At 72.2% G+C, this 25812-nt stretch carries 25 protein-coding genes; 23 read left to right on the top strand and 2 right to left on the bottom strand.

Translation table 11 applies throughout. The features are described 5' to 3' along the window. Window positions 1-16 precede the first annotated feature (16 nt). The 15 genes from lepA to VKG64_02755 all read left to right on the top strand — a co-directional run bounded on the left by lepA (window position 17) and on the right by VKG64_02755 (window position 16909). Complete coding sequence (gene lepA / locus VKG64_02825; protein HKB23962.1) at window positions 17-1807, top strand: translation elongation factor 4; 1791 nt, start codon at window positions 17-19, stop codon at window positions 1805-1807. 2 nt (window positions 1808-1809) lie between these two features. Continuing rightward, window positions 1810-2505, top strand: a complete 696-nt coding sequence (lepB, locus tag VKG64_02820; GenBank protein ID HKB23961.1) for a signal peptidase I — start codon at window positions 1810-1812, stop codon at window positions 2503-2505. A gap of 35 nt (window positions 2506-2540) precedes the next feature. After that, a complete protein-coding gene (gene hemW / locus VKG64_02815; GenBank protein HKB23960.1) occupies window positions 2541-3749 on the top strand; it encodes a radical SAM family heme chaperone HemW in 1209 nt (402 codons plus the stop codon). Between the two features lie 9 nt (window positions 3750-3758). Next, a complete protein-coding gene (gene hrcA / locus VKG64_02810; protein HKB23959.1) occupies window positions 3759-4784 on the top strand; it encodes a heat-inducible transcriptional repressor HrcA in 1026 nt (341 codons plus the stop codon). Window positions 4785-4823: 39 nt separating this feature from the next. Next, on the top strand, window positions 4824-5348 hold the full coding sequence (gene grpE / locus VKG64_02805; protein HKB23958.1) for a nucleotide exchange factor GrpE: 525 nt from the start codon (window positions 4824-4826) through the stop codon (window positions 5346-5348). After that, the gene (gene dnaJ / locus VKG64_02800) at window positions 5348-6439 is read left to right on the top strand and encodes a molecular chaperone DnaJ (GenBank protein ID HKB23957.1); all 1092 of its coding nucleotides are present in this window, start codon (window positions 5348-5350) and stop codon (window positions 6437-6439) included. Before grpE ends, dnaJ begins: the two co-directional genes overlap by 1 nt. 4 nt (window positions 6440-6443) lie before the next feature. After that, window positions 6444-7349 (top strand): 50S ribosomal protein L11 methyltransferase, encoded by a 906-nt coding sequence (locus VKG64_02795; GenBank protein HKB23956.1) that lies wholly within the window; start codon window positions 6444-6446, stop codon window positions 7347-7349. Then, window positions 7324-8100, top strand: coding sequence for a 16S rRNA (uracil(1498)-N(3))-methyltransferase (locus VKG64_02790; protein ID HKB23955.1), 777 nt, complete (start codon window positions 7324-7326; stop codon window positions 8098-8100). Before VKG64_02795 ends, VKG64_02790 begins: the two co-directional genes overlap by 26 nt. Then, a complete protein-coding gene (locus tag VKG64_02785; protein HKB23954.1) occupies window positions 8082-8525 on the top strand; it encodes an archease in 444 nt (147 codons plus the stop codon). Before VKG64_02790 ends, VKG64_02785 begins: the two co-directional genes overlap by 19 nt. 172 nt (window positions 8526-8697) lie before the next feature. Beyond that, window positions 8698-9615: a UDP-3-O-acyl-N-acetylglucosamine deacetylase gene (gene lpxC, locus VKG64_02780; protein ID HKB23953.1), complete on the top strand. Its 918-nt coding sequence runs from the start codon at window positions 8698-8700 to the stop codon at window positions 9613-9615. A gap of 77 nt (window positions 9616-9692) precedes the next feature. After that, window positions 9693-10229 (top strand): DUF4390 domain-containing protein, encoded by a 537-nt coding sequence (locus tag VKG64_02775; protein ID HKB23952.1) that lies wholly within the window; start codon window positions 9693-9695, stop codon window positions 10227-10229. Window positions 10230-10293: 64 nt separating this feature from the next. Further along, window positions 10294-12525 carry an ATP-binding protein gene (locus tag VKG64_02770; GenBank protein ID HKB23951.1) on the top strand — a complete coding sequence of 744 codons (2232 nt, stop codon included), beginning with the start codon at window positions 10294-10296 and terminating at the stop codon, window positions 12523-12525. Window positions 12526-12597: 72 nt separating this feature from the next. Continuing rightward, entirely contained in the window at window positions 12598-13962 is a 1365-nt protein-coding gene (locus VKG64_02765) for a sigma-54 dependent transcriptional regulator (GenBank protein HKB23950.1), read from the top strand. A 20-nt stretch (window positions 13963-13982) separates the two neighbouring features. Further along, a complete protein-coding gene (gene fdrA, locus VKG64_02760; GenBank protein ID HKB23949.1) occupies window positions 13983-15509 on the top strand; it encodes an acyl-CoA synthetase FdrA in 1527 nt (508 codons plus the stop codon). Then, window positions 15506-16909 (top strand): DUF1116 domain-containing protein, encoded by a 1404-nt coding sequence (locus VKG64_02755; protein ID HKB23948.1) that lies wholly within the window; start codon window positions 15506-15508, stop codon window positions 16907-16909. The genes fdrA and VKG64_02755 overlap by 4 nt, the downstream gene beginning before the upstream one ends. Here VKG64_02755 and VKG64_02750 read toward each other — a convergent pair. Both VKG64_02750 and VKG64_02745 read right to left on the bottom strand, forming a co-directional pair. Beyond that, complete coding sequence (locus VKG64_02750) at window positions 16906-17433, bottom strand: GDYXXLXY domain-containing protein (GenBank protein ID HKB23947.1); 528 nt, start codon at window positions 17431-17433, stop codon at window positions 16906-16908. The two genes, VKG64_02755 and VKG64_02750, sit on opposite strands and share 4 nt — an antisense overlap. Then, window positions 17430-18635: a DUF2157 domain-containing protein gene (locus VKG64_02745; GenBank protein ID HKB23946.1), complete on the bottom strand. Its 1206-nt coding sequence runs from the start codon at window positions 18633-18635 to the stop codon at window positions 17430-17432. Before VKG64_02745 ends, VKG64_02750 begins: the two co-directional genes overlap by 4 nt. Before the next feature lie 58 nt (window positions 18636-18693). Between VKG64_02745 and xth the strand changes: the two genes are divergently transcribed. The 8 genes from xth to carB form a co-directional block, all read left to right on the top strand. After that, the gene (gene xth, locus VKG64_02740) at window positions 18694-19464 is read left to right on the top strand and encodes an exodeoxyribonuclease III (GenBank protein ID HKB23945.1); all 771 of its coding nucleotides are present in this window, start codon (window positions 18694-18696) and stop codon (window positions 19462-19464) included. After that, the gene (locus VKG64_02735) at window positions 19464-20021 is read left to right on the top strand and encodes a hypothetical protein (GenBank protein HKB23944.1); all 558 of its coding nucleotides are present in this window, start codon (window positions 19464-19466) and stop codon (window positions 20019-20021) included. The genes xth and VKG64_02735 overlap by 1 nt, the downstream gene beginning before the upstream one ends. A gap of 59 nt (window positions 20022-20080) precedes the next feature. Further along, a complete protein-coding gene (pyrR, locus tag VKG64_02730; protein HKB23943.1) occupies window positions 20081-20644 on the top strand; it encodes a bifunctional pyr operon transcriptional regulator/uracil phosphoribosyltransferase PyrR in 564 nt (187 codons plus the stop codon). A 2-nt stretch (window positions 20645-20646) separates the two neighbouring features. Continuing rightward, window positions 20647-21585, top strand: a complete 939-nt coding sequence (locus tag VKG64_02725; protein ID HKB23942.1) for an aspartate carbamoyltransferase catalytic subunit — start codon at window positions 20647-20649, stop codon at window positions 21583-21585. Beyond that, on the top strand, window positions 21582-22856 hold the full coding sequence (locus VKG64_02720; protein ID HKB23941.1) for a dihydroorotase: 1275 nt from the start codon (window positions 21582-21584) through the stop codon (window positions 22854-22856). The genes VKG64_02725 and VKG64_02720 overlap by 4 nt, the downstream gene beginning before the upstream one ends. Then, window positions 22853-23977: a glutamine-hydrolyzing carbamoyl-phosphate synthase small subunit gene (carA, locus tag VKG64_02715; GenBank protein ID HKB23940.1), complete on the top strand. Its 1125-nt coding sequence runs from the start codon at window positions 22853-22855 to the stop codon at window positions 23975-23977. Before VKG64_02720 ends, carA begins: the two co-directional genes overlap by 4 nt. Before the next feature lie 8 nt (window positions 23978-23985). Beyond that, the gene (locus VKG64_02710) at window positions 23986-24252 is read left to right on the top strand and encodes a hypothetical protein (protein ID HKB23939.1); all 267 of its coding nucleotides are present in this window, start codon (window positions 23986-23988) and stop codon (window positions 24250-24252) included. Window positions 24253-24264: 12 nt separating this feature from the next. Beyond that, a partial coding sequence (gene carB, locus VKG64_02705) for a carbamoyl-phosphate synthase large subunit (protein ID HKB23938.1) occupies window positions 24265-25812 on the top strand: 1548 nt, incomplete at its 3' end.

Raw genomic sequence — 25812 nt, 5'->3', positions numbered from 1 at the left:
GTGTTAGACTGAAGCGATGACGTTGTCCCGCATTCGCAATTTCTCGATCGTCGCCCACATCGATCACGGCAAGTCGACGCTCGCCGACCGGCTGCTGGCGCTCACCGGCACGATGGACGCGAAGAAGGCCGTGGACCAGGTGCTCGACTCGATGGACCTCGAGCGCGAGCGGGGCATCACGATCAAGGCGCACACGGTGCGCCTCCTCTACAAGGCGCGCGACGGCCACGAGTACACGCTGAACCTGATCGACACGCCGGGCCACGTGGACTTCTCCTACGAGGTGTCGCGCGCGCTCACCGCGTGCGAGGGCGCGCTCCTCATCATCGACGCCGCGCAGGGGATCGAGGCGCAGACGCTCGCCAACTTCTACCTCGCGAGCGACGCGCGCCTCACGATCATCCCCGTCATCAACAAGATCGACCTGCCCGCGGCCGACGTCGAGGGCACGCGCCTGGCGATCACCGAGACGCTCGACCTCGACGGGAGCGAGGCGCTCGCGATCTCCGCGAAGCACGGCACCGGCGTGCCCGAGGTGCTCGAGGCGATCGTCGCGCGGATCCCGCCGCCCGCGGGAGACCCGGACGCGCCGTTGAAGGCCCTCGTCTTCGACTCGTTCTACGACTCCTACCAGGGCGTCGTCGTGTACGTCCGCCTCACGGACGGGTGCGTGCGCGCGGGCATGCGGGTCGTCCTGATGTCGAACGGCCGCCAGCAGGACGTGCAGCAGGTCGGCATCTTCTCGCCGGACATGCGGCCGGTCGAGGAGCTCGGCGCGGGCCAGGTGGGCTACATCATCGCGGGCATCAAGCGCGTGGCCGACGCGAAGGTGGGCGAGACGATCACCGAGGCCGCGCGGCCGACCGCCGCGCCGTTCGCCGGCTACCGCGACGCGAAGCCCATGGTCTTCGCGGGGCTCTACCCGATCGAGGACACGGACTATGAAGCCCTGCGCGATGCCCTCGAAAAGCTTCGGCTCAACGATCCTGCCTTTACGTACGAGCCGGAAACATCTCTTGCACTGGGATATGGGTTTCGCTGCGGCTTCCTCGGCACGCTCCACATGGAGATCGTGCAGGAGCGGCTCGAGCGCGAGTTCGACCTGTCGCTGATCGTGACCGCGCCGAGCGTGCGGTACCGGATCCGCACGACCGCGGGCGACCTCCTGGAGATCGAGAACCCGTCGAAGATGCCGACGCCCGACCGGATCGAGGCGATGGAGGAGCCGTACGTGCGGTCGTCGGTGTTCGTGCCGACCGAGTTCATGACAACCATCTACAAGCTCGCGCAGGAGAAGCGCGGCGAGCACCGCTCGCTCGAGTACCACGGCAAGCGCGTCCACATCCGCTTCGACTTCCCGCTCGCCGAGATCGTGGTGGACTTCTACGACAAGCTGAAGTCCATCTCGAAGGGCTACGCATCGTTCGACTACGAGTTCGCCGACTTCCGGCCGTCCGATCTCGTCAAGCTCGACATCCTCCTCAACGGCGACCCGGTGGACGCCCTCTCGGTCATCGTCCACCGGGACAAGGCCTACGAGAAGGGCAAGGCGCTCGTGGAGAAGCTTCGCGGCGTCATCCCGCGGCAGCTCTTCGAGGTGGCGATCCAGGCGGCGATCGGCAGCCGCGTGATCGCCCGCGAGACGGTGAAGGCCATGGGCAAGAACGTGACGGCCAAGTGCTACGGCGGAGACATCACGCGGAAGCGGAAGCTGCTGGAGCGGCAGAAGGAAGGGAAGCGGCGCATGAAGCAGGTCGGCAAGGTCGAGGTTCCGCAGGAAGCGTTCCTGTCGGTCCTGAAGAGCTGAGCATGGACGACAACAAGCTGAGCGTCACGGACGCCACCGAGCCGCGCCGCCTGCCCGCCGACGCGACGGAGACGCAGCCCCGGCGGAAGTCGGCCGTCCGCGAGTACGTCGAGGCGATCGGCGTGGCCGTCATCCTCGCGCTGGTCATCCGCGCGCTGGTCGTTCAGGCCTTCACGATTCCCTCGGGCTCGATGATGGACACGCTGCTCGTCGGCGACTACATCCTGGTCAACAAATTCCTCTACGGGGCCGAGCTGCCCGTCGTCGGGTGGCACGTGCCGGGCCTCCGGCGCCCGCACCGGGGCGACATCATCGTGTTCAAGTACCCGCAGGACGAGCGGCGGGACTTCATCAAGCGCATCATCGGCACGCCCGGCGACCGGATCCAGATCCGGGGCCGGACGGTGTTCGTGAACGGCCAGCCCTTGACCGAGCCGTACACGAAGTTCGCGGACCCCGCCTGGACCCGTTCCGCGCAGGACACCTACTGCGGCTACACCTACGGCTGCGACTCCACGACGGTGCCGCCCGACTCGTATTTCGTCATGGGCGACAACCGCGACAACTCGCAGGACAGCCGCTACTGGGGCTTCGTCAAGCGCGAGAAGATCAAGGGCAAGGCCTTCCTCATCTACTGGTCGTGGGACGGCGACCGGCACTGGCTCCGCTGGTGGCGGCTGGCGCACTACATCCCTTGACTGTTGTAGCGGGGGCCGCGAGGACGGATCGGACCGTGGGTGGCCTGACTCAGGTGCCGGCCGGCTCCGTCAGCGCGGACGACCCGTGCCGTTCGATTCTGGCGGACAACCCGCCCGCGTCGGACACCCTCGGCCTGTACGTCCACGTCCCGTTCTGCGCGCAGCGCTGCCACTTCTGCAGCTTCAACACGGCGCCGTTCGACGCCGGCGTGCTCGCCCGCTACCTCCGGGCGCTCGCCCGCGAGCTCGATCTGCTCGCCGAGCTTCCGTGGGCGCCGCGCGTGCGCCTGGCGACGGTCTTCCTCGGCGGCGGGACGCCGTCGCTGCTCGAGCCGGAGGACCTCGCCACCGTGCTCGACCGCGTCCGGCGCCGCTTCGACCTCGCCCCCGACGCCGAGGTCACGATCGAGTGCAACCCCGAGAGCGTCTCGCGCGAGAAGGTCGCCGCCTACCGCGGCGCGGGCGTGACGCGCGTGAGCCTCGGCGTCCAGTCGCTCGACGACGCGGTGCTCCCGCGGCTCGGGCGGGTCCACGATTCCCGGGGCGCGCGCGCGGCGTTCGAGGCGGCGCGCGAGGCCGGCTGCGTCAACCTGAGCGTGGACCTCATGTACGGCCTCCCGGGACTCGACGTCGCCGGCTGGAGCGCGGCCGTCGAGGCGGTGCTCGACTGGGCGCCCGACCACCTCTCCGCGTACGGCCTCACCCTCGACGGCGGGAGCGTGTGGGGAGCGACCGGCGTCGCCGGGCTGCCGCCCGAGGAGACGGTCGTCGCGCAGTACTGGGACCTCGCGCGCGCGGCGGGGGCGCGCGGCCTCGAGCACTACGAAATCTCGAACTACGCGCGCCCGGGCTTCCGCTCGCGCCACAACCAGGTCTACTGGCGCGCCGCCGAGTACCTGGCCGCCGGCCCGGGCGCGTGCGGCCACGTCGGAGGCGTGCGCTACGCCAACGCGAAGGCGACGCCGCGCTGGTGCGACGCGCTCGAGGCGGGCGCGCTGCCGGTCGAGTCCCACGAGACGCTCACGCCGGCCCAGCAGCGCGCCGAGCGCCTCATCCTCGGGCTCCGCACCTCCGACGGGGTCCCGGCCGCGTGGCTCGACGCCCGCGCGGCCGGCGACGCGGCGCTGCGCCGGCGGCTCGCCACGTGGGAGCGCGAGGGACTGCTCGCGCTCGCCGGCGGCCGCGCGCGGCTGACCGAGCGCGGCTTCCTGCTCTCGGACGCACTCTTCGTCGAATTGCTATAATTCGTGGTGATGGATGCGCGTCATCGTGACGTCCTGATCGCGGTCATCCGCGAGTACATCGACTCGGCCGAGCCGGTCGGCTCCCGCGCGCTCGCGACCCGCTGGTTCCCGGCGCTCTCGGCGGCGACCATTCGCAACGTGATGGCCGACCTCGAGGCGATGGGCTACCTCGCCCATCCCCACACGAGCGCCGGGCGCGTGCCGACCGACAAGGCGTACCGGCTCTACGTCGATTCGTTTCCGCCGGCGCCGCCGTCGAAACCGGCGACGCCGAGCGAGACGCTGCCGACGCGCCGCTCCGGCCTCGACGGCTTCATGGAGCAGACCTCGACGCACCTGTCCGCCGCGACGAAGCTCACGGGCCTGCTCCTGGCCCCGCCGCTCCAGAACACGACGCTCGCACGCGTGGACCTGATGCCGCTCGAGGACGACCGCGCGCTCGCCGTCATCGTCACCGACGCGGGCTGGGTCACCGCGAGCGCGGTGACCCTCGACCCGCCGCTCGCCGCCGACGGCGTGCGGGCGATCGGGCGCGAGCTCACGCGGCGGTTCGGCGGCCGCACCGTCCAGGAGATCGTGGAGATGGAGGCGGCGCCGAGCGACCCGCTCGACGCCCTGCACACCCGCGCGCGGGCCGTCACCGAGCAGATCGTGGCCCTCCTGCGCGGGCGGACGCTCTACGTCAGCGGCGCCATCAACATGCTCGATCACCCGGAGTTCTGGGACATCGAGACGACCCGGGCCCTGCTCCGTACCTTCGAGCAGAAGGAGCGGCTCGCCGACCTCATGACGGCGCTCGCCGCCGGCGAGGCGCTGCAGGTGACGATCGGCGAGGAGAACCCGTTCGCCGAGATGCGCGAGTGCACGCTGATCACCTCGACCTACCTCTACCGGGACCAGGTGGTCGGCATCCTCGGCGTCGTCGGTCCGCGGCGCCTGCCCTACCCCGACGTCATCGCCGTGGTCAACGAGACCGCCCGCCACGTGACCGACGCCCTCTCGCGCGTCCGCCAGGACCTCTACATCCCGTCGTAGCGCCGTCCGCCGGGGCGGCGCTGCTATAATTCGAGCATCATGGACGACGACACGACGCGTGACGCTCCCTCACCCGAGGCGGTCGAGCCGCCGCCCTCCGAGGTCGAGGAGCTGAAGCGGCAGCTGGACGAGAAGCAGGACCGCCTCCTCCGCGCGCTCGCCGAGGCCGACAACGTCCGGCGCCGCAGCCAGCGCGACCGCGAGGAGTACCTCAAGTACGCCAACGAGCCGCTGCTCCGCGACCTGATCCCGGTCCTCGACAACCTCGACCGCGCGCTCGAGGCCGCCCGCCGGCGTGGCGACGCGGCGAGCGTGGTCTCGGGCGTCGAGCTCGCCCAGCGCGAGTTCCTCCGGGTCCTCGGGCGCCACGGCGTGACGCGCTACTCCGCCGTCGGGGAGCCCTTCGATCCCACGCGCCACGAGGCGGTCGCGCGCGTGGTCAGCACCGACGCCAAGCCCGGCACCGTCGCGAGCGAGCAGCTGCCGGGCTACCTGCTGCACGACCGCGTCCTGCGCCCGGCGCTCGTCGCCGTCGCCGTGGCGTCGGACGAGGCCGCCCCGTAGTGGCGCGCGACTACTACGAGATCCTCGGCGTTCCGCGCGGCGCCGGCGACGCGGAGATCAAGAAGGCCTACCGCCAGCTCGCGATGCGGTACCACCCGGACCGCAATCAGGGCGACAAGGACGCCGAGAGCCGCTTCAAGGAGATCAGCGAGGCCTACGCGATCCTCTCCGATCCCGACAAGCGCGCCCATTTCGACCGCTTCGGGACGGGGCCCGGCGCCGGCCCCGGGTTCGGCGAGACGGGGTTCGGCACGCTGTTCGAGGACATCTTCGAGAACTTCTTCGCGGGCGGCGCGCGCGGCCGGCGCTCGCGCGCCGCGCGGGGCGAGGATCTCCAGTACGAGCTGAAGATCTCGCTCGAGGACGCGGCCGCCGGCCTCGAGACGAAGATCCAGATCCCGCGCCTCGAGCGCTGCGACCCGTGCGCGGGCACGGGCGTCGAGCCCGGCAGCCGTCTCGAGACGTGCGACATGTGCGCCGGGCGCGGCGAGGTCCGGCGCAGCCACGGCTTCCTGACGATCGCCCAGCCCTGCCCGAAGTGTCAGGGCCGCGGCCAGCTGAACCGCCATCCGTGCCGGCAGTGCCACGGCGAGGGCCGGCAGCGCGCCGAGCGGCTCCTCTCGGTGAAGATCCCGGCGGGCATCGAGGACGGCATGCAGCTCCGGCTGTCCGGCGAGGGCTCGGGCGGCCTCGGCGGCGGGCCCGCGGGCGACCTCTACGTGCTCGTCCGCATCCGCGAGCACGAGCTGTTCACGCGCGAGGGCGCCGACCTCCATTGCGACCTGCCCGTCGGCTTCGCGCAGTTCGCCCTCGGCCACGAGGCCGAGGTGCCGGTGCTCGAGGGCACGGCGAAGCTCAAGATCCCGCCCGGCAGCCAGCCGCACGGGGTCCTCCGCCTGAAGGGCAAGGGAATGCCGCACCTCCGGGGCCGCGGCCACGGCGACGCCTGCTACCGGCTCATCCTCGAAGTCCCGCAGAAGCTCAACGCGAAGCAGCGCGAGGCGCTCGCCGCGTTCGAGGCCGCGTCGAAGGAGGAGCACGGGCCGCTCTCCAGCGCGTTCCTCGAACGGATGAAGAAGCTGCTCGGCTGAGCCGATGTCGTCCTCCCGCTACTGGGAACTCCGCGTCGAGGTCCCCGAGGACGCCTCCGAGGGGCTGACCAACTTTCTCTGGGAGCTGGGCGCGCTCGGCGTCATCGAGGAGGAATCGCCGGGCCGCGCCCCGCAGCTCCGCGCGTTCTTCCCGAAGACGCTCTTCGCGCGCGCGCTCGAGGACAGCGTGCGCGGCTACCTCGGCGGCCTCGCCGCGCTCGGATTCCGGCCGCGCGGTGAGCCGACCGTCGTCGCGCTCGCCGGCGAGGACTGGGCGAACGCGTGGCGCGCCCACTTCAGGCCGCTGCCGGTGGGCACGAGCCTCCTCGTCGCGCCGCCCTGGGACCGGCCGCCCGTCAACGGCCGCGTCGTGATCACGATCGAGCCCGGCCGCGCGTTCGGCACCGGCCGGCACGGCAGCACGCTCGGCTGCCTCGAGGCGCTCGAGGCGCTGGTCGTGCCCCACGCGCCGGCGCGGCTCCTCGACCTCGGCACGGGCTCGGGGATCCTCGCCGTCACGGCGGCGCGCCTCGGCGTCCCCGCCGTCCTCGCCGTGGACGAGGACCCGGACGCGGTCGCCGCCGCGATGGCGAACGCGGCGCGGAACCGGGTCTCGGACCGCGTGCGCTGCGCGCTGGCCGACGCCGGCGCGCTCCAGGAGCCGCCCGCGCCGCTCGTCCTCGCCAACCTCCTGACCGCGGCGCACCTGCGGCTCGCGCCGCATTACGCGCGCTACGTCGCCCCGGGCGGCGCCCTCGTGCTCGGCGGGATCCTCGACGCGGAGGCGTCCGCCGTCTCGGTGGCGCTCGGCGGCCACGGCTTCACGCCCGACGGCTCGCGGAGCGTCGAAGGCTGGACGACCCTCACGCTCCGGCGGGGGCCCGGTGCGGCGCTTCACGCTCGCGCCTGAGCGGATCGACGGCGGGCACGTCCGCTTCGATCGCGACGAGTCGCGCCACATCTCGCGCGTGCTGCGCCTGCGCCCGGGCGACACCGTCCTCGCCACCGACGGCGCCGGGCACGACTACACGGTGCGCCTGGAGACGGTCGGCGAGGCCGCGACGGGCACCGTGCTCGGCGTCGTGGCGCGCGCGGCCGACTCCGCCCTGCGCCTCACGCTCGTCCAGTCGGTGCCGAAGGGCGACAAGATGGAGCTGATCGTCCGCGCCGCCACCGAGCTCGGCGTGGCGCGCGTCGTCCCGGTCCTCACCGAGCGCACGATCGTCGCCCTCGAGCCCGGCCGCTGGCGCGAGCGCGCACGCCGCTGGCAGCGCGTCGCGAAAGAGGCGGCGAAGCAGTGCGGACGCGCCGTCATTCCGCCCGTCGACGCGCCCCGGCCCCTCGCCGAGTTCCTCGCCGCCGCCGAGCCCGCCGAGCTCCGGCTCTGCTTCTGGGAATCCGCGGCGCAGGCGGGGGAGGGAGCGGGGCAGGCTCGCTCGCTCGGAACGACACTCGCCGCGAGCCTGCCCCGCTCCCTCCCCCCCGATGCGCGCGTCCTTCTGCTCGTCGGACCCGAGGGCGGGCTCGCGCGCGCCGAGGTCGAGAGCGCGCGGGCGCGCGGCTTCGCGGTCGTCGGCGTCGGGCCGCGGATCCTCCGCACCGAGACGGCGGGCCCCGCGCTCATCGCGATCCTGCAGAACAAATTCGGGGACATGAGCTGACCGTTTCCGCCGCCGGCTGGGAGCACTTCGACGTCGAGGCCGACGTCGGCGTGCGCGCGTGGGGCCCGACGCGGGGCGAGGCCTTCGCCCAGGCGGCGCTCGGCGTGCTCGCGCTGATCGTCGCGGCCGACGAGGTCGAGGCGCGTGAGGCCCGCGCGGTGCGGGCGCAGGCCGAGGCGCCCGAGCCGCTGCTCGTCGCGTGGGTCAACGAGTGCCTCTACGTGCACGAGATCGAGGGCTTCGTCGTGCGCCGGGTCGAGGTCCTCGCCTGCGACGACACCGTCGTCCACGGCGTGCTCCACGGCGAGCCCCTCGATCCGCGGCGCCATCGCCTCGGGACCGTCGTCAAGGCCGCGACGCTGCATCGGACGAGCGTCGCCGAGCGGGACGGGCGTCATGAGGTCGCGCTGATCGTGGACGTCTGACACCGGAAGTGCTCGTCTCCAATTTGACACACCAGCGCCGTCGCGGCGTGTCATCGGCGCCACCCCCGGGCGGTGCGGGGAAGCGACAGCATCGGGTCCGAATACAGATATTTCGGATAGTTGAGCGGATCGGCATGGCATGGCACCGGGGTTGCTCGACTCCCCCGGGCCCATGCGCCAGCACACCATCAAGAAGGCGGTCAGCTTCGAAGGAGTCGGCCTCCATTCGGGCAAACCCGCGCGAGTCACGCTGTCGCCCGCTCCCGAAGACACCGGCATCGTCTTCCGCACGGGTGCCGACCGGATCGCGGCGGCGCCCGAGAGCGTGGTCAACTCGCACTGGGCGACCACGATCGGGAAGAACGGCACGCGCGTGCAGACGGTCGAGCACCTGCTCGCGGCGGCCGCCGGCCTCGGCATCGACAACCTCGAGGTCGAGGTGGACGGTCCGGAGATCCCCGCGGGGGACGGGAGCGCGAGGCCCTTCGTGACGCTGCTCGCCGCGGCCGGGCGCAACCAGCAGTCGGCGCGGCGCCGTCCGCTGACGCTGCCCTACCCGCTCCGCGTCGGCAAGGGCGGACGCTGGATCCACATCGTCCCCGCGCCGACCTTCCGCATCAGCTACACGCTCGACAACGACCATCCCGCGGTCGGCACGCAGGTGCTCTCGTGGGCGCCGACGAGCGAGCGCTCCTTCGTGGACGAGGTCGCGCCCGCGCGCACCTACGGCTTCCTGAAGGACCTCGGGCTCATGCGGAAGAACGGGCTCGCGCGCGGCGGCTCGCTCGATAACGCGGTCGTCGTCGGGAACCGCGGCCCGCTCAACGGCCTCCGCTATCGCGACGAGTTCGTGCGGCACAAGATCCTCGACCTGATCGGCGACCTGGCGCTCCTCGGCCGCCCGATCCTCGCCCACGTCGTCGCCCGGAACGGGGGCCACGCGCTCAACCTCGAGCTCGTGCTCGCGATCCAGCGCGCGCTCGGTCTCGAGCGGCGGCTCGCGGGCGCCGCGGTGCGCGTCCCCGGGGACCGCGAGGCGAAGGCGCCGGGCGACGGGCTCGCCTCGGCGCCGAGCCTGGCCCCGATCTAACCGGCCGCCCGCGCCGGACCCGCACGCTATAATGTTTCGTCCGCCGTATGCGTGCTCCGGGTCTCGCGAGCTCCCTCGTGGCCGCGGCGTTGACGCTGGCCCTCGCGGCGGCGGCGCACGCCGAGCTGCGCATCAGCGACCTGGAGGTCTTCCTCAACGACTTTGAGGTGACCGTCCACGTCGTGCTGCTCGGCACCCTGCCCGAGGCCGTCCACGAGGGCGTCCGGAGCGGCCTCCCCGCGCACGTCAAGTTCACCATCGACCTCTGGCAGTTCCGGCGGTACTGGCCCGACCAGATCCTCGTGACGAAGGTGGTCGAGCGGAGCCTCGCTTACAACGTGGTGACCAAGGAGTTCAAGGTCAGCTCGCTCCGCGGCGAGCAGCGCCCGGTCTTCGCGACGCGCGACCTCCGCGACGCCCAGCGCGTGCTGTCGGAGATCCGGGGCCTCAAGCTGACGCCGGCGACCGCGCTCGATCCCGCGGCGGTCATCTACGTGCGCGTGCGCGCCGAGTCGGCGCTGAACGGCGAGAACACCTTCGTGGCGCGGATGGCGGGCACGGCCGAGCAGACCGACCGGCAGTCCGCCTACCGCACGATCCAGCGGGTACAATGAAGCCCCGGGCACCTCGATCAGGCCACCCGCGATTGGAGCCGGCCTCGCGGCCCCCGGTACAGTAATGCCGCTGCTCAGCGAAGGGAACCGTCTCAAGCGGAACCTCCTGACGATCCTCGGGTTCCTGCTGCTCGTGGGCGCGGCGAACCTCGTGGACATCGGGGCCTACGCGCCGGACCTGCCGATCGCGTCGAACATCACGATCTTCGCGCTCCTCAACCTGAACCTGATCGTCCTGCTCCTGCTCGTCGTGCTCCTGCTCCGCAATCTGGTCAAGCTCTGGTTCGAGCGCCGGCAGAACGTGCTCGGGGCGCGGTTCAAGGCGAAGCTCGTCCTCTCGTTCCTCGCGCTCTCGCTGGCGCCCGCGATCCTCATCTTCCTGATCGCCTCGAACTTCATCAACAAGTCCATCGAGGGCTGGTTCAAGCCCCAGGTCGAGCGCCCGCTCGACCAGGCGCTGGCGGTGGCCCAGACCTACTACAACAATCTCGAGCACACCGCGCTCCGTCACGGCCGCTACCTCGGCCGCGTGATCGACCGCGACGGGCTCCTCGCCGAGGACCGGCGCGAGGGACTCGCGGCCTTCCTCGTCGAGCAACAGGAGCGGCTCGGGATCGGCGCGCTCACGCTCTTCGACCCGCACGGGCGCGAGATCGTGCACGTGAAGGACCCGCTGCTGGCCGACCTGCCGACCCAGGACGTCGGCGAGGACCAGGTGAAGCGCGGCCTCGCCGGCCAGGAGGTCACCACCGCCCGCGAGCTCAGCTCGGGCGACCTCATCGAGGTGGTGACGCCGATCTGGTCCGAGCGGGGCGGCGCCGACCGGCAGGTCGCGGGCGTGATCGTCGTCGGCATGCACGTCCCGGAGCGCCTCGAGGCGCGCGTGCGGGGCATCTCGCAGGCCTTCCAGGAGTACAAGCAGCTCAAGCTCCTGAAGACTCCGATCAAGGGCATCTACATCCTGCTCTTCCTCCTGATGACCCTGATCGTCGTCTTCTCGTTCACGTGGTTCGGCCTCTATCTCGCGCGCGGCATCACCGGCCCGATCGCCGACCTCGCGAAGGCCACCCGCGAGATCGCCACGGGCAACCTCGCCTACAAGGTGCAGGCGCGGGCCGACGACGAGATCGGCGTCCTCGTCCAGTCGTTCAACCGCATGACCGACGACCTCGCCGAGTCGAAGAAGCGGCTCGAGGAGGCCTACCTCGACCTCTCCGACAAGCACACCGAGCTCGAGGACCGCCGGCGCTACATCGAGACCGTCCTCGAGGCCATCACGACCGGCGTCGTGTCCTTCGACCCGCTCGGGCGGCTCACGACCATCAACCGCGCCGCGGCGCGGATGTTCGGCCTCGCCGAGCCGGCGGTGGTCGGCAAGCTGCTCGAGGAGGTGTTCGTCGGCGGGGACCTCCGCGAGGTGGTGACGCTCGTCCAGCGCGCCGCGCGCGCGAAGGGCGGCGCGATCGAGGAGGAGCTGCGGCTCCGCCGCGGCGGTACCACGCTCGCGCTCCTCGCCTCGGCGACCGCGCTCCGCGGGCCCGAGGGCGAGTACACGGGCGCGGTCGTGGTGTTCGACGACCTCACCGAGCTCTTGAAGGCCCAGCGGGTCGCGGCGTGGCGGGAGGTCGCGCAGCGCATCGCGCACGAGATCAAGAACCCGCTCACGCCCATCCAGCTCTCGGCCCAGCGGCTCCGGCGGCGGCTCCGGGGCGGCTCCCGCGACGAGCAGCAGCTCGTCACCGAGTGCACCGAGACGATCATCCAGGAGGTGGACGGCCTGAAGCGCCTCGTGGACGAGTTCTCGCGCTTCGCGCGGATGCCGGTGCTGGCGCCGCGGCCCACCGACGTGCGCCCGCTCGTCGACGCCGTGGTGGCGCTCTACCGCGAGTCGCACCCCGCGGTCCGGCTCGCGACGCGGCACGCGGACGACCTGCCCCTCCTCGAGGTGGACCCCGACCACATCAAGCGTGCGGTCCTCAACCTCGTCGACAACGCGGTGCAGGCGGTCGGCGCCGGGGGCGAGGTCCTCGTCGAGACCGCGCACCTGCCCGAGATCGGCCACGCGCGCATCATCGTCGCCGACACCGGGCCCGGCATCCCGCCGGAGGACAGGGAGAAACTCTTCCTCCCCTACTTCTCGACGAAGACGGCGGGGATGGGGCTCGGACTCCCGATCGTCCACGAGATCGTCACCGAGCACGGGGGCACGATCCGCGTCGAGGACAACGAGCCGCGCGGGAGCCGGTTCATCGTCGAGGTGCCGGTGTCGCGCGCCCCCGCCCCGGTCGAGGCCTGACAACGATGGCCGGGGAGCATATTTGGCGCGCGGCAGCGCGCCTGCGCCTGCGGCGCCGGGCCGAGGGCTGACGTGGCCGGCGAGCATATTCTGATCGTCGACGACGAGCCCGCGATCCGCGCCTCCCTCCGCGGCGTGCTCCAGGACGAGGGCTACCGCGTCACGGTCGTGGGCCGCGGCGCCGACGCGCTCAGGGTCCTGGCCGACGAGGCGCCGGACCTCACGTTCCTCGACGTCTGGATGGAGGGGATGGACGGGCTCGACACGCTCGCCGAGGTCCGGCGGCTGCACCCCGACGCCGTCGTCGTGATGATCTCGGGCCACGGGACGATCGAGACCGCCGTGAAGGCGACGCGCCTCGGCGCGTACGATTTCATCGAGAAGCCGCTCTCCCTCGAGAAGACGCTCCTGACGGTCACGCGCGCGCTCGAGCACGGGCGCCTCGAGCGCGAGAACGCCGCGCTCCGCGAGAGCCTCGAGGCGCGCGCGGAGATCATCGGCGACAGCGAGCCGATGCGGCGGCTCCGCGAGCTCATCGCGACCGCCGCGCCCACGACCGGGCGCGTGCTGATCCGCGGCGAGAACGGGAGCGGCAAGGAGCTGGTGGCGCGCGAGATCCACGCGCGGTCGGCCCGCCACGAGCGCCCGTTCGTCGAAGTCAACTGCGCGGCGATCCCGGAGGAGCTCATCGAGTCGGAGCTCTTCGGCCACGAGAAGGGCGCGTTCACGGGCGCGCTCGCCCGCCGGCGCGGGAAGTTCGAGCTCGCCGACGGCGGCACGCTCTTCCTCGACGAGATCGGCGACATGAGCCTCAAGACCCAGGCGAAGGTGCTACGCGCGCTGGAGGAGCAGGCGTTCGAGCGCGTCGGCGGCAAGGACACGCTCCGCGTGGACGTCCGGGTGATCGCGGCCTCCAACCGCGACCTGGCGGCGCTGATCCGCACCGGGAGCTTCCGCGAGGACCTCTACTACCGGCTCAACGTCATCCCGATCGAGGTCCCGGCCCTCCGCGCCCGCAAGGACGACATCCCGAAGCTCGTCGACCACTTCGTCGCGCTCTACTGCGCGGAGAACGGCAAGCGGCCAAAGGCGGTGTCGGGCGAGGCGCTCGGCTACTTCCTCGCCTACGACTGGCCGGGCAACGTGCGCGAGCTCCGCAACATGGTCGAGCGCCTGGTCATCATGGCGCCGGGCGACGTGATCGGCGCCGACGACCTGCCGGCGCCCCTCCGGGCCGAGGGGGCGGCCGGCGCCGGCGCGGCGGAGGGACGCGAGCGCACGCTCCGGGACGCGCGCGACACGTTCGAGCGCGCCTACATCCTCGCGGAGCTCCGCGCCAACGACTGGAACATCACGCGTACCGCCGAGCGGCTCGGTATCGAGCGGAGCCACCTCTACCGGAAGATCAAGGCGTACGGCATCACGCCGCCCAAGTGACGGCGGGCGGCGGACCGGCCATGCCCGCGCGGAACTTCGTCCGGAGGAGCTTCTACCAGGACTCCGTCACGCTCATGCGCCTCACGCGCGACATGGAGTCGGTGCCCGGCGTCGCGCGCGCGGCCGTCATGATGGGCACCCCGCAGAACCGCGCGCTCCTCCGCGACGCGGGCCTCCTCGCGGCGGAAGGCGAGGCCGCGGGGCCGACCGACCTGGTCGTCGCGGTGCTCGCCGACTCGGCCGAGGCGGCCGAGGCCGCGCGCGCCGCCGCCGAGGCGGCGCTCACCGCGCGCCGCCCCGCCGCGGCGCCCGGCGCGGCGCCCCGCCCACGGACGCTGGCCACCGCCCTCCGGGCGATGCCCGACGCGACGCTCGCCCTCGTCTCGGTGCCCGGCGCCTACGCGGGCGCCGAGGCGCGGAAGGCGCTCCACGCCGGCCTCCACGTCATGCTCTTCAGCGACAATGTGCCCGTCGCCACCGAGGTGGAGCTGAAGACGCTCGCGCGCGAGCGCGGCCTGTTCTTGCTGGGGCCCGACTGCGGCACGGCGATCGTCGGCGGCGTGCCGCTCGGCTTCGCCAACGCCGTGCCGCGCGGGCGGATCGGCGTCGCCGCGGCCTCGGGCACGGGACTCCAAGCGGTCGCCTGCCACGTCGCCGCCGCGGGCGAGGGCATCTCGCACGCGATCGGCGTCGGCGGCCGCGACCTCACGGACGAGGTCGGCGGGCTCACGCTCGAGGCGGCGCTCGCCGCGCTCGCCGCCGACCCGGACACGGCCGTGGTCGCGGTCGTCGGCAAGCCGCCCGGCGCCAGGACGCTCGCGAAGCTCCGCCAGTGGATCGCGAAGCTCGGCAAGCCGTGCGTCGCCGCGTTCATGGGCGCGGCGCCGTCGGGCGGCGAACCCTGGCACGCCGCGGCGACACTCGAGGACGCCGCGCTCGCCGCCGTCGCCCTCGCCCGCGGGGCGAAGCCCGCGCCCGTGGAGTTCGCCGCGCCGGCCGCCGAGATCGCGCGGCTCGTCGAGGATGCCCTGCTCCCCATGCGGGCCAACCAGCGCTTCGTCCGCGGCGTCTATGCTGGCGGCACGCTCGCCTACGAGGCGATCGGGCTCCTGCGCGGGCGCCTGGCCGACGTCGCCCCGGCAGTGACCGGCGGCGGCAAGGCGCACCGCGTGGTGGACCTCGGCGAGGACGTGTTCACCGTCGGCCGGCCCCATCCGATGATCGACGGCACCGTGCGGCGGGAGTGGATCGAGAAGGAAGCCGCCGATCCCGAGACGGCGGTGCTGCTCCTCGACGTCGTCCTCGGCTACGGCGCGCACCACGACCCGGCGGGCGAGATCCTCCCGGCGATCCGGTGGGCGCGCGCGGCCGCCGAGTCGGCGGGCCGCCACCTCGCCGTCGTCGCGAGCGTCTGCGGCACCGAGGGCGACCGGCAGCGGCTCTCGGCCCAGGCCGCGGCCCTCACGGCCGCCGGTGTCATCGTCATGCCGTCGAACGCCCAGGCCGCGCGCCTCGCCGCGCTCATCGCCGCGGAGCGCGCGCGATGACGGCGCCGCTCCTCGGCGCGGGACCACGCGTGGTCAACCTCGGGCTCGAGCTCTTCGCCGAGACGCTCGCCGGCCTCGGGGTGCCGGTCGCCCACGTCGACTGGCGGCCGCCCGCCGATGGCGACGCGCGCCTCGCGGCGCTGCTCGAGCGGCTCGAGACTCGGGGCGAGCAGATCCACCAGGCGAACGTGCGCGCCTTCGAGCTGCTCGTCGGGGGGCTGCCGTTCCTCGTGGACTGCCGCCCCGCCCGGGAGGCGCTCGCGCTCCCGGAGCGCGTCGTGCTCCACGCGGGCCCGCCGATCGAGTGGCCGCGGATGTGCGAGCCCATGCGCGCCGCGATCCTGTGCGCGATCCGCTACGAGGGGTGGGCCGCCAACGACGACGCCGCGCGCGCGCTCATCGCGCGCGGCGACGTGCGGCTCGAGCCCTGTCACCACTGGAAGGCCGTCGGGCCGATGGCGGGGATCATCACCGGATCGATGCCCCTGTTCGTCGTCGAGAACCGCGCCCACGGCAACCGCGCCCACGCGACGATCAACGAGGGCCTGGGGCGCGTCCTCCGCTACGGCGCCACCGACGAGTCGGTCGTCGCGCGCCTGCGCTGGCTCGCGACGGAAGCGGGCCCGCTCCTCGGCGCGGCGCTGCGAGCCTCGGGCGGGATCGACCTTCGGGCCCTCATGGCCCAGGCGCTCCGCATGGGCGACGAGATGCACCAGCGCAACGTCGCCGCCTCCGCCCTCCTCGCCCGCGCGCTGATGCCGCACGTCGCCCGCGCCGGCGAGCGGCACGGCGCCGTCGCGCGCCTGGCCGAGTTCGTCGCGGGGCACGATCAGTTCTGTCTCAACGTCGTCATGGCCGCGGGGAAGGCGCTGACCGATCCCGCCGCCGGCGTCCCGCACTCCACGCTCGTGACCAGCATGGCGCGGAACGGGACCGACTTCGGGATCCGCGTCTCGGGGCTCGGCGAGCGCTGGTTCGTGGCGCCCGTCGAGATGCCCGTCGGCCTCTACCTCCCGGGGTTCGGCCCCGAGGACGCCAACCCGGACATGGGCGACAGCGCGATCGTCGAGACGATCGGCCTCGGCGGCGGCGCGATGGCCGCCGCCCCCGCGGTCGCGAGATTCCTCGGCGCGGGCGGCGTGGCCGAGGCGCTGGCCGCGACGGAAGAGAGCCGCGAGATCTGCCACGACGAGCATCCCCATTTCCGCGTGCCGGCGCTCGACGAGCGCGGCGTCCCGGCGGGCATCGACGTGCGCCGCGTGGTCGAGACGGGGATCGCGCCCCTCATCAACACGGGTATCGCGGGGAGGAAGGCCGGCGTCGGGCAGGTGGGCGCGGGCATCGTCCGGGCGCCGCGCGCGTGCTTCGAGCGCGCCCTCGAGGCGCTCGCGGACGTCTAGGGGTACGGGCGGCCGTCGACGAAGAGCCGCCTGAGGAACGGACGGCCGTCGTCGGTGAGCACGAGCTCGGCCTCGATCTTTCCCTGCGGCGGCGTGCCCTTGCCCTCGGGGACGTAGTAACGCTCGATCCCGTACTCCACGCGGACGCGCTCCGGCCCCGACCTCACGTAGACCGCATAGCTCACCTTGCCCATGAGGACGCGCTGGCCGGGAGCGAGCGGCAGGCCCGCGCGTGTCACGCTCGACGCCGCCATCTCCCAGAGGCCGTCACGCGGCGCGAGCGCGATCCAGACGCGGTCCCCGGCCTCCAGACGCCCGCCGGGGAGGTCCGAGAGCAGGATTTCCGAGAACGGATACTGGAGCCATACGTAGTCCCCGCGCAGGAGGTCGCGCGGATCGCGCTGGAGGACCGCGACGCGCACCGTCGCGCCCCGCGCGAGCGCCCACTCGAGGCGCGCCACCCAGCCGACGAGGACGAGGACATGGAGCGCCACGAGCAGGACGAAGAGCCGGCGGCGCGTCACGCGCGGCTCCCCTGGGCCGCCGCCTGGGCGGTCATCCGCCGCCGGAACTTCTCGAGCACCCAGCCGAGCGCCAGCACGAACGCGCCCGTCAGGAAGAAGAGCAGGCTCGTCTGGAGCATCGTCCCGAAGAGGTCGAAGTAGCGGGTGAGGGCGTGGACGCCGATGAAGACGACGCCCCAGTTCACCCAGGCCCGGCGGGCCCAGCGCGCGCCGTAGAGGATGAGCGCGAGCGAGGTGACGAGGCTGAGCGCCCAGTCGGTGTAGCCGAGCGCCCTGAACACGGCCCCCGATGCCCGCGCGCCGACCGCGCCGGTGAGCGCGACGAGATAGACGAGGACGGCGAGGAGCACGGTGGCGAAGCCGGCGCGGGCGCTCGCCGTGTCGCGCGGGAGCCGGGACGACGCGGCGACGACCGCGGCGAGCGCGAGCACGAGCACGAACGGCACCGCCTCGGGCCACCGACCGGTGGAGGACGACATGTGGAGGTCCCGCCAGAGGAAGCCGAGCGGCAGGAGCGCGCCGACGAGCGTGATGAGACCGAGCTGCTCGAGGAGGTGCCGCACACGGCGGTAGCCGCCGTCGCCGTGCAGGACGCCGAGCCCGAAGAGGATGAGCCCCACGGCGCCGAACCCGACGGGCGGGAGGACCGCGTTCCCGGCGAGCTCGGCGCCGAGCCACGAGGTGCGGTCGAATGCGAGCGTCCAGTACCAGGCGAGCGCGCCGGCCCAGCCGAGCCCGACCAGCGCGGTGGACGGGAGCGCGTACGCCGCGGGCAGCAGGAGCGCCCACCACATGAAGATCGCGTCGGCGGGGCGGCCCGAGAGGTTGTAGATCTGGCCGACCAGCGCGATGCCGACCATGAGGAGGCTCCCGCCGATGACGAGCACGCCCTCCGAGAGCTTTGCGTAGCCGCGCTCCCGCGCCGCCAGCCCCGCGCCGTGGGCGCCCGCCATGAGGACGACGACGCCGCCGAGCTTCACCCAGCGGTGGAGCTCCGCCCAGTTGTGGGCGATCACGAGGGCGACACCCGCGGCGATCAGCGCGCCGCCGATCAGCGAGAACAGCGCGATCGGGCGCGTGAACCAGGCGGCGGAGGCCGGATAGCGGGCGAGGATGCGCTCGCCCTGCTCCGCCGTGACGAGACCGTCGCGGATCCAGCGCGCCATCTCGCCGCGGAGGCGGGTCGAGAAGCGGTCGGCCATGCGCCCCTCCCGCCGCCACTCTAGCAGCCACCCTCCCCGCGCTGCTACATTCTTCGGCGTGAAGATCGCGACCTGGAACGTGAACTCGATCCGCACCCGCCTGCCGCGGCTGCTGGCGTGGCTCGAGCGGCGCCAGCCCGACATCGTGTGCCTCCAGGAGACGAAGGTCACCGACGACCAGTTCCCGTCCGCGGAGCTCGCGGGGCTCGGCTACACGGCGCTCGCCGCCGGCCAGCAGACCTACAACGGCGTCGCGGTGCTCGCGCGCGCCGGCGCCGAGGCGGTCGCGCGTGGGCTTCCCGAGGACGGCGACGACGCCCCCCGGCGGCTCCTCGTGGCGCGCGTCGCCGGCATCAAGGTCATGAGCGTCTACGGGCCGAACGGCCAGGAAGTCGGCTCGGAGAAGTACGCCTACAAGCTCGACTGGTATCGCCGCTTCCGCGCGTTCCTCGACGCTTCCGCGAAACCCGACGAAGCGCTCGTGCTCTGCGGCGACCTCAACATCGCCCCGGAGGACCGCGACGTCTGGGACCCGGAGAAGTGGCGCGGCCAGATCATGTTCAGCGACCCCGAGCGCGCCGTGTTCCACGATCTCGTGGGCTGGGGGCTCCAGGACGCGCTCAGGCTCCACCGCCAGGAGGGCGGGCTCTTCACCTGGTGGGACTACCGCGCGGGGGCGTTCCACCGCGGCTGGGGGCTCAGGATCGACCACATTCTCCTGACGCCCCCGCTCGCCACGCGCTGCCTCGCCGTCGAGATCGACCGCAACGAGCGCAAGGGCCCGAAGCCCTCCGACCACGTGCCGGTCGTCGCGACGCTCGCCGACTGATGGCCGGCGTGGCCGGCCGCGCCGTCGGTCTGGCGCTCCTCCTCTGGGTGACCGTCCGCGTCTTCGGCCAGGGCCTGACGCTCGGCCCGGGCGGGATCGTCGCGTTCCTCCACGGCGTGAACCTCATCTTCCACGAGGCGGGCCATCTGATCTTCGGCTTCTTCGGCCAGTTCATCGCGGTGCTCGGCGGCTCGCTGAACCAGGTGCTGATCCCCGCGATCTGCGTCGGCGCCTTCCTCCGCACGCGCCAGTACGCCTCCGCCGCGGTCGCGCTCTTCTGGACGGGCCAGTCGCTCGCCGACGTCGCCGTCTACGCGGCCGACGGCCGGGCGATGGCGCTGCCGCTCCTCGCCGAGGGGCTCATCCACGACTGGAACTACCTCCTCGGCACGACGGGCCTGCTCCAGCGCGCGGAGCTGATCGGGCGCCTCATGTTCGGCGCCGGCGCGCTCCTGATGCTGGGCGCGCTCGCCTTCCTCGCGCTCGACCTCCTGCGCGCGTGGCGCGCGGCCGCGGCGTCTCGAGTTGACAGCGACGGACCTCCGCGTGTAGAGTGACGGAGGTTGGTTCGCGCCTTTCCTTTAAGCGGGCCCCGAGAGGTCCGCAAGGAGAGAAGATGAGTACGCCCGCACCGAAGTTCCGCGAGAAAGCGCAGGTCCTCGACGAGGCGGCGCTCGACCGCGCGCTCACCCGTATCGCCCACGAGATCCTCGAGAAGAACGGCGGCGGCGCCCAGCTCGCGTTCGTGGGGCTCCGCACGCGCGGCGTCACGCTCGCCCACCGCCTGGCGGCGAAGATCGCCAAGATCGACGGCGCCACGCTGCCGGTCGGCACGCTCGACATCACGCTCTACCGCGACGACCTCGGCATCCGCGGCACGCCCGTCATCCGCGGGACCGACATCCCGTTCTCGATCAAGGGCAAGACCGTCATCCTGGTGGACGACGTCCTCTTCACCGGCCGCACGATCCGCGCGGCGCTCGACGCGATCATCGACCTCGGGCGCCCGCAGGCGATCCAGCTCGCGACCCTCATCGACCGCGGCCACCGGGAGCTGCCGATCCGGCCCGACTACGTCGGCAAGAACCTGCCCACGTCGCGCCGCGAGAGCGTAGCCGTGCGCCTGCGCGAGCACGACGGCGAGGACCGCGTGGTGATCGAAGAACCCGAGGAGGCCTGAGCATGCGCTGGACGCGGAAGGACCTCTTGACGATGCGCGACCTCGACGGGGGTGAGATCACGCTCCTGGTGAACACCGCCGCCTCGCTCCAGGAGATCGCCACGCGCGAGATCAAGAAGGTGCCGGCCCTCCGCGGCAAGACGATCGTGAACCTCTTCTACGAGCCGTCCACCCGGACGCGCACCTCCTTCGAGATCGCGGGGAAATGGCTGTCGGCCGACGTCGTCAACTTCTCGGCGAGCGGATCCAGCACGTCGAAGGGCGAGAGCTTCATCGATACGGCGAAGAACATCGCCGCGATGAGCCCGGACGTCGTCGTCGTCCGCCACTCGTCGGCGGGCGCCGCCGAGCTGCTCGCGCGCGAGCTCCCCTGCTCCATCGTGAACGCGGGCGACGGCGCCCACGAGCACCCCACGCAGGCCCTCCTCGATCTGCTGACCATCCGCGAGAAGAAGGGCCACTTCGATGGCCTGCACGTCGCGATCGTCGGCGACATCACGAACAGCCGCGTGGCGCGCTCGAATATCCACGGCATGCGGAAGCTCGGCATGACGGTCACGGTCGCCGGGCCGCCGACCCTCATCCCGCCCTTCGTGCAGGAGCTCGGCGTGAAGGTCGCCTACCGGCTCGAGGACGCGATCCGCGACGTGGACGTGATCATGATGCTGCGCCTGCAGCACGAGCGCATGCAGGCCGGGCTCATCCCCTCGCTCCGCGAGTACTCACGCTTCTGGGGGCTCACGCTCGACAAGCTCGGCCGCCACGCGCGCCCCGACGTGCTGATCATGCACCCCGGCCCGGTCAACCGCGGCATCGAGCTGTCGCCCGAGGTCGCCGACGGGCCGTACTCGGTGATCCTGGACCAGGTCGCCAAAGGCGTGGCGGTGAGGATGGGCGTGCTGCTGCTGCTCACCGGCGGCAAGGGGGAGGCCGCGGCGTGAGCCTCCTGATCAGGCACGGGCGCGTGATCGACCCGGCGAACGGCGTGGACGCCGTCCAGGACGTGCTCATCGCCGACGGGAAGATCGAGCGCGTCGGGAAGAACGTGACCGCGCCGCCCGGCGCCGAGGTCCTCGACGCCACGGGCAAGGTCGTCTGCCCCGGCTTCATCGACATCCACGTCCACCTGCGCGAGCCCGGCCACGAGTACAAGGAGACGGTCGCGACCGGCACGCGCGCGGCGGCGGCCGGCGGCTTCACGGCGGTCGCCTGCATGGCCAACACCCACCCCGTCAACGACAACGGCGCCGTCACCGACTACATCCTGGCGAAGGCCAAGGTCGAGGGCGTCGTCCGCGTCCATCCGATCGGCGCGGTCACGAAGAACCTCAACGGCGAGGAGCTCGCCGAGCTGGCCGAGCTCGCCGAGGCGGGCTGTGTCGCCTTCTCCGACGACGGCCGGTGCGTGATGAACGCGGATCTCTACCGGCGCGCGATGGAGTACACGCTGCCCTTCGGCGTCCCCGTCGTGAGCCACGCCGAGGACACGTACCTCTCCCGGGGCTTCACGATGAACGAGGGCGTGGTCTCGACCGAGATCGGCCTGCCCGGCGCCCCGGCGGCGGCCGAGGACGTGATGGTCGCGCGCGACATCCTCCTCGCCGAGCTGACGGGCGCCCACATCCACATCGCCCACCTCTCGACCGCGGGCGCCGTCCGCCTCGTCCGCGACGGCAAGGCCCGCGGCGTCCGCGTGACCGCCGAGGTCACGCCGCACCACCTGGTGCTGACCGAGGAGGCCGTGCGCGGCTACGACCCGAACACCAAGATGGCGCCGCCGCTCCGGACGAAGCGCGACGTCGAGACGCTCGTCGAGGCCCTCGCCGACGGCACGATCGACTGCGTGGCGACCGACCACGCGCCCCACGCGCTCGCCGAGAAGGAGGGCGAGTTCGACCACGCCGCGTTCGGCGTCGTGGGCCTCGAGACGGCGGTGGCGGTGCTGCTCGACCGGCTCGTCAAGCCCGGGCTCCTCCCGCTCCCGACGCTCGTCTCACGCCTCTCGCGCGACCCCGCGAGGCTTCTCAACCTGCCGGGCGGGAGCCTCGCCCCCGGCGCACCGGCCGACGTGACGATCCTGGACCTCGAACGCAAGACGACGGTGGACCCCGCCAAGTTCCGCTCGAAGAGCCGGAACACGCCCTTCGCGGGCTGGATGCTCACGGGCGCCCCGTGGCTCACGATCGTCGGCGGGAAGGCCGTCCGGCCGTGACGCGCGCGTTCCTCGTCCTGCGCGACGGCCGCACGTTCACGGGCGAGCCCCTCGGCGCGCGCGGCGAGACGGCCGGCGAGGTCATCTTCAACACAGCGATGTCCGGCTACCAGGAGATCCTCACCGATCCGTCGTACAGAGGGCAGATCGTCGCGATGACGTACCCGCTCATCGGCAACTACGGCATCAACGAGGAGGACGTCGAGTCGCGGAAGCCGTGGGTGAACGGCTTCATCGTCAAAGAGGCGTCGCCCGTCGCGTCGAACTTCCGCGCCGGCGCGAGCCTCGACGACTACCTGCGCCGCCACGGCATCGTCGGCATCCAGGGGATCGACACGCGCGCGCTCACGCGTCACCTCCGGGACCACGGCGCCCAGGACGGGATCGTCTCGTCGGTCGCTCACGACCCCGCGGAGCTCCTGGCGCGGGCGCGCGCGCTGCCGGGGCTCGTCGGCCGCGACCTCGTCGCGGAGGTGACGGCCGCCGAGGCCTACGGCTGGAGCGAGGGCGGCTGGGAGCTCGCGCGCGGCTACGTGGCGCCGCCCGCCCCGCGCTTCACGGTCGTCGCCTACGACTGCGGAATAAAGTGGAACATCCTCCGTCAACTCCGTATGGCGGGTTGCGACGTCACCGTGGTGCCCGCGTCGACGCCGGCGGCCGCCGTCCTCGAGCGGAAGCCCGACGGCGTGTTCCTCTCGAACGGCCCCGGCGATCCGGAGGGCGTGCCGTACCTGATCGACTCGGTGCGCACGCTGCTCGGGCGCCTGCCGGTCTTCGGCATCTGCCTCGGCCACCAGATCATGGGGCTCGCCGGCGGCGGCAGCACCTACAAGCTCAAGTTCGGCCACCACGGCGCCAACCATCCGGTGAAGGACCTCGCCACGGCGAAGGTCGCGATCACGTCGCAGAACCACGGGTTCGCCGTGGACCCGGCGTCCGCCGAGCCCCACGGCTGGGAGCCGACGCACGTCAACCTGAACGACGGCACGTGCGAGGGGCTCCGCCATCGCGAGTGGCCCGCGTTCTCCGTGCAGTACCATCCGGAGGCGTCGCCGGGCCCGCACGACGCGAACTACCTGTTCCATCGCTTCACACAGCTCATGTCACGGAAGGGAGGCTGAGCCGCGTCATGCCCAAGTATTTGATCTCGTACCGCAAGACCGAGGGAGCCGGCCAGAAGCCCGAGTGGACGTCCTTCACCTCCCAGAGCGACGCCTCGCTCGAGGCCCACGCGATCCGCGAGCGCGTGGACAAGCGGATGAGCGTCCTCGGCGAGCAGCTCTGGGGGAACGGCGAGGTCGTCTGGATCGGCAGCGGCCGGATCGACGACGTGCTCTACCGCCGCGAGGAGGCCAAGCCGGAGACCTCGATCGTGTACGGGCTGGTCGAGGAGTAGCGCCTCAACGGGATGCCGAAGCGCACCGACCTCACCCGCATCCTGATCATCGGCTCGGGGCCGATCGTCATCGGCCAGGCGTGCGAGTTCGACTACTCGGGCACGCAGGCCGTCAAGGCGCTCCGCGAGGAGGGGTTCGAGGTCGTCCTGGTCAACTCGAACCCGGCCACGATCATGACCGATCCGGAGCTGGCCCACCGCACCTACGTCGAGCCGCTCACGCCCGAGTTCGTCGCAAAGATCATCGCGCGCGAGCGGCCCCAGGCGCTCCTCCCGACGCTCGGCGGCCAGACGGGGCTGAACCTCGCCGTCGCGCTCGCCGAGGACGGCACGCTCGAGCGCTTCGGCGTCGAGCTGATCGGCGCCAAGCTCCCCGCGATCAAGAAGGCCGAGGACCGCCAGCTCTTCAAGGAGGCGATGGAGCGCATCGGCCTGGCGCTCCCGCGCTCCGGCTACGCGCGCAGCCTCGAGGAGGCGCGCGCGATCGCCCGCCGGGTCGGCTACCCCGCGATCATCCGCCCCTCGTTCACGCTCGGCGGCACGGGCGGCTCGATCGCCTACAACCCGGAGGAGCTCGAGGAGGCCGTCCGCTGGGGCCTCCAGATGTCGCCCGTCGGCACCGTGCTCGTCGAGGAGTCGGTGATCGGCTGGAAGGAGTTCGAGCTCGAGGTGATGCGCGACCTGGCCGATAACGTCGTCGTCATTTGCTCGATCGAAAACGTCGATCCTATGGGTGTTCACACCGGGGATTCGATCACCGTCGCTCCCGCTCAAACCCTGACCGACAAGGAGTACCAGCTCATGCGCGACGCCGCGATCGCGATCATCCGCGAGATCGGCGTCGAGACGGGCGGCTCGAACATCCAGTTCGCCGTGAACCCCGACGATGGGCGTCTGGTCGTCATCGAGATGAACCCGCGCGTCTCCCGCTCCTCGGCGCTCGCGTCGAAGGCGACGGGCTTCCCGATCGCCAAGATCGCGGCGAAGCTCGCGGTCGGCTACACGCTCGACGAGATCAGGAACGACATCACGCGCGAGACGCCGGCCTCGTTCGAGCCGGCGATCGATTATTGCGTCGTCAAGTTCCCCCGCTGGGCCTTCGAAAAATTCCCCGAGGCCGACAGCACGCTCACCACCCAGATGAAATCGGTCGGGGAAGTCATGGCCATCGGGCGCACGTTCAAGGAGGCCCTGCAGAAATCCATCCGGTCGCTGGAGCAGGACCGCTTCGGCCTGACGCTCGGCCGTCCGGTGGACGACGAGGAGTTGCGCCGGCTGCTGCGCGTGCCCAACCCCGACCGGATCTTCGCGATCGGCGAGGCCTACCGCGCCGGCCTCGGGACGCCGGAGATCCACGCGCTCACGAAGATCGACCGCTGGTTCCTCGAGGGGATCCGCGAGATCGTCGCCTACGAGCCCGAGATCACGCGCGCCGGGCTGTCGGATCCCACGGTCCTCCGCAAGGCGAAGCAGCTCGGCTTCGCCGACCGGCGGATCGCCGAGCTCACGGGGACGACCGAGGCGGCGGTGCGCGAGCGGCGGCGCGCGCACGGCGTCCTC

It is taken from the genome of Candidatus Methylomirabilota bacterium (genome assembly GCA_035260325.1).
In the GTDB taxonomy this organism is placed as follows: domain Bacteria; phylum Methylomirabilota; class Methylomirabilia; order Rokubacteriales; family CSP1-6; genus AR19.
This window is presented reverse-complemented; position numbering and strand designations above follow the sequence as displayed.

Coding starts and splice junctions, on each gene's coding strand:
- lepA (HKB23962.1), top strand. CDS start 17: ATGACGTTGTCCCGCATTCGCAATTTCTCGATCGTCGCCCACATCGAT.
- lepB (HKB23961.1), top strand. CDS start 1,810: ATGGACGACAACAAGCTGAGCGTCACGGACGCCACCGAGCCGCGCCGC.
- hrcA (HKB23959.1), top strand. CDS start 3,759: ATGGATGCGCGTCATCGTGACGTCCTGATCGCGGTCATCCGCGAGTAC.
- grpE (HKB23958.1), top strand. CDS start 4,824: ATGGACGACGACACGACGCGTGACGCTCCCTCACCCGAGGCGGTCGAG.
- VKG64_02795 (HKB23956.1), top strand. CDS start 6,444: ATGTCGTCCTCCCGCTACTGGGAACTCCGCGTCGAGGTCCCCGAGGAC.
- lpxC (HKB23953.1), top strand. CDS start 8,698: ATGCGCCAGCACACCATCAAGAAGGCGGTCAGCTTCGAAGGAGTCGGC.
- VKG64_02770 (HKB23951.1), top strand. CDS start 10,294: ATGCCGCTGCTCAGCGAAGGGAACCGTCTCAAGCGGAACCTCCTGACG.
- fdrA (HKB23949.1), top strand. CDS start 13,983: ATGCCCGCGCGGAACTTCGTCCGGAGGAGCTTCTACCAGGACTCCGTC.
- VKG64_02755 (HKB23948.1), top strand. CDS start 15,506: ATGACGGCGCCGCTCCTCGGCGCGGGACCACGCGTGGTCAACCTCGGG.
- VKG64_02745 (HKB23946.1), bottom strand. CDS start 18,635: ATGGCCGACCGCTTCTCGACCCGCCTCCGCGGCGAGATGGCGCGCTGG.
- VKG64_02735 (HKB23944.1), top strand. CDS start 19,464: ATGGCCGGCGTGGCCGGCCGCGCCGTCGGTCTGGCGCTCCTCCTCTGG.
- pyrR (HKB23943.1), top strand. CDS start 20,081: ATGAGTACGCCCGCACCGAAGTTCCGCGAGAAAGCGCAGGTCCTCGAC.
- VKG64_02725 (HKB23942.1), top strand. CDS start 20,647: ATGCGCTGGACGCGGAAGGACCTCTTGACGATGCGCGACCTCGACGGG.
- VKG64_02710 (HKB23939.1), top strand. CDS start 23,986: ATGCCCAAGTATTTGATCTCGTACCGCAAGACCGAGGGAGCCGGCCAG.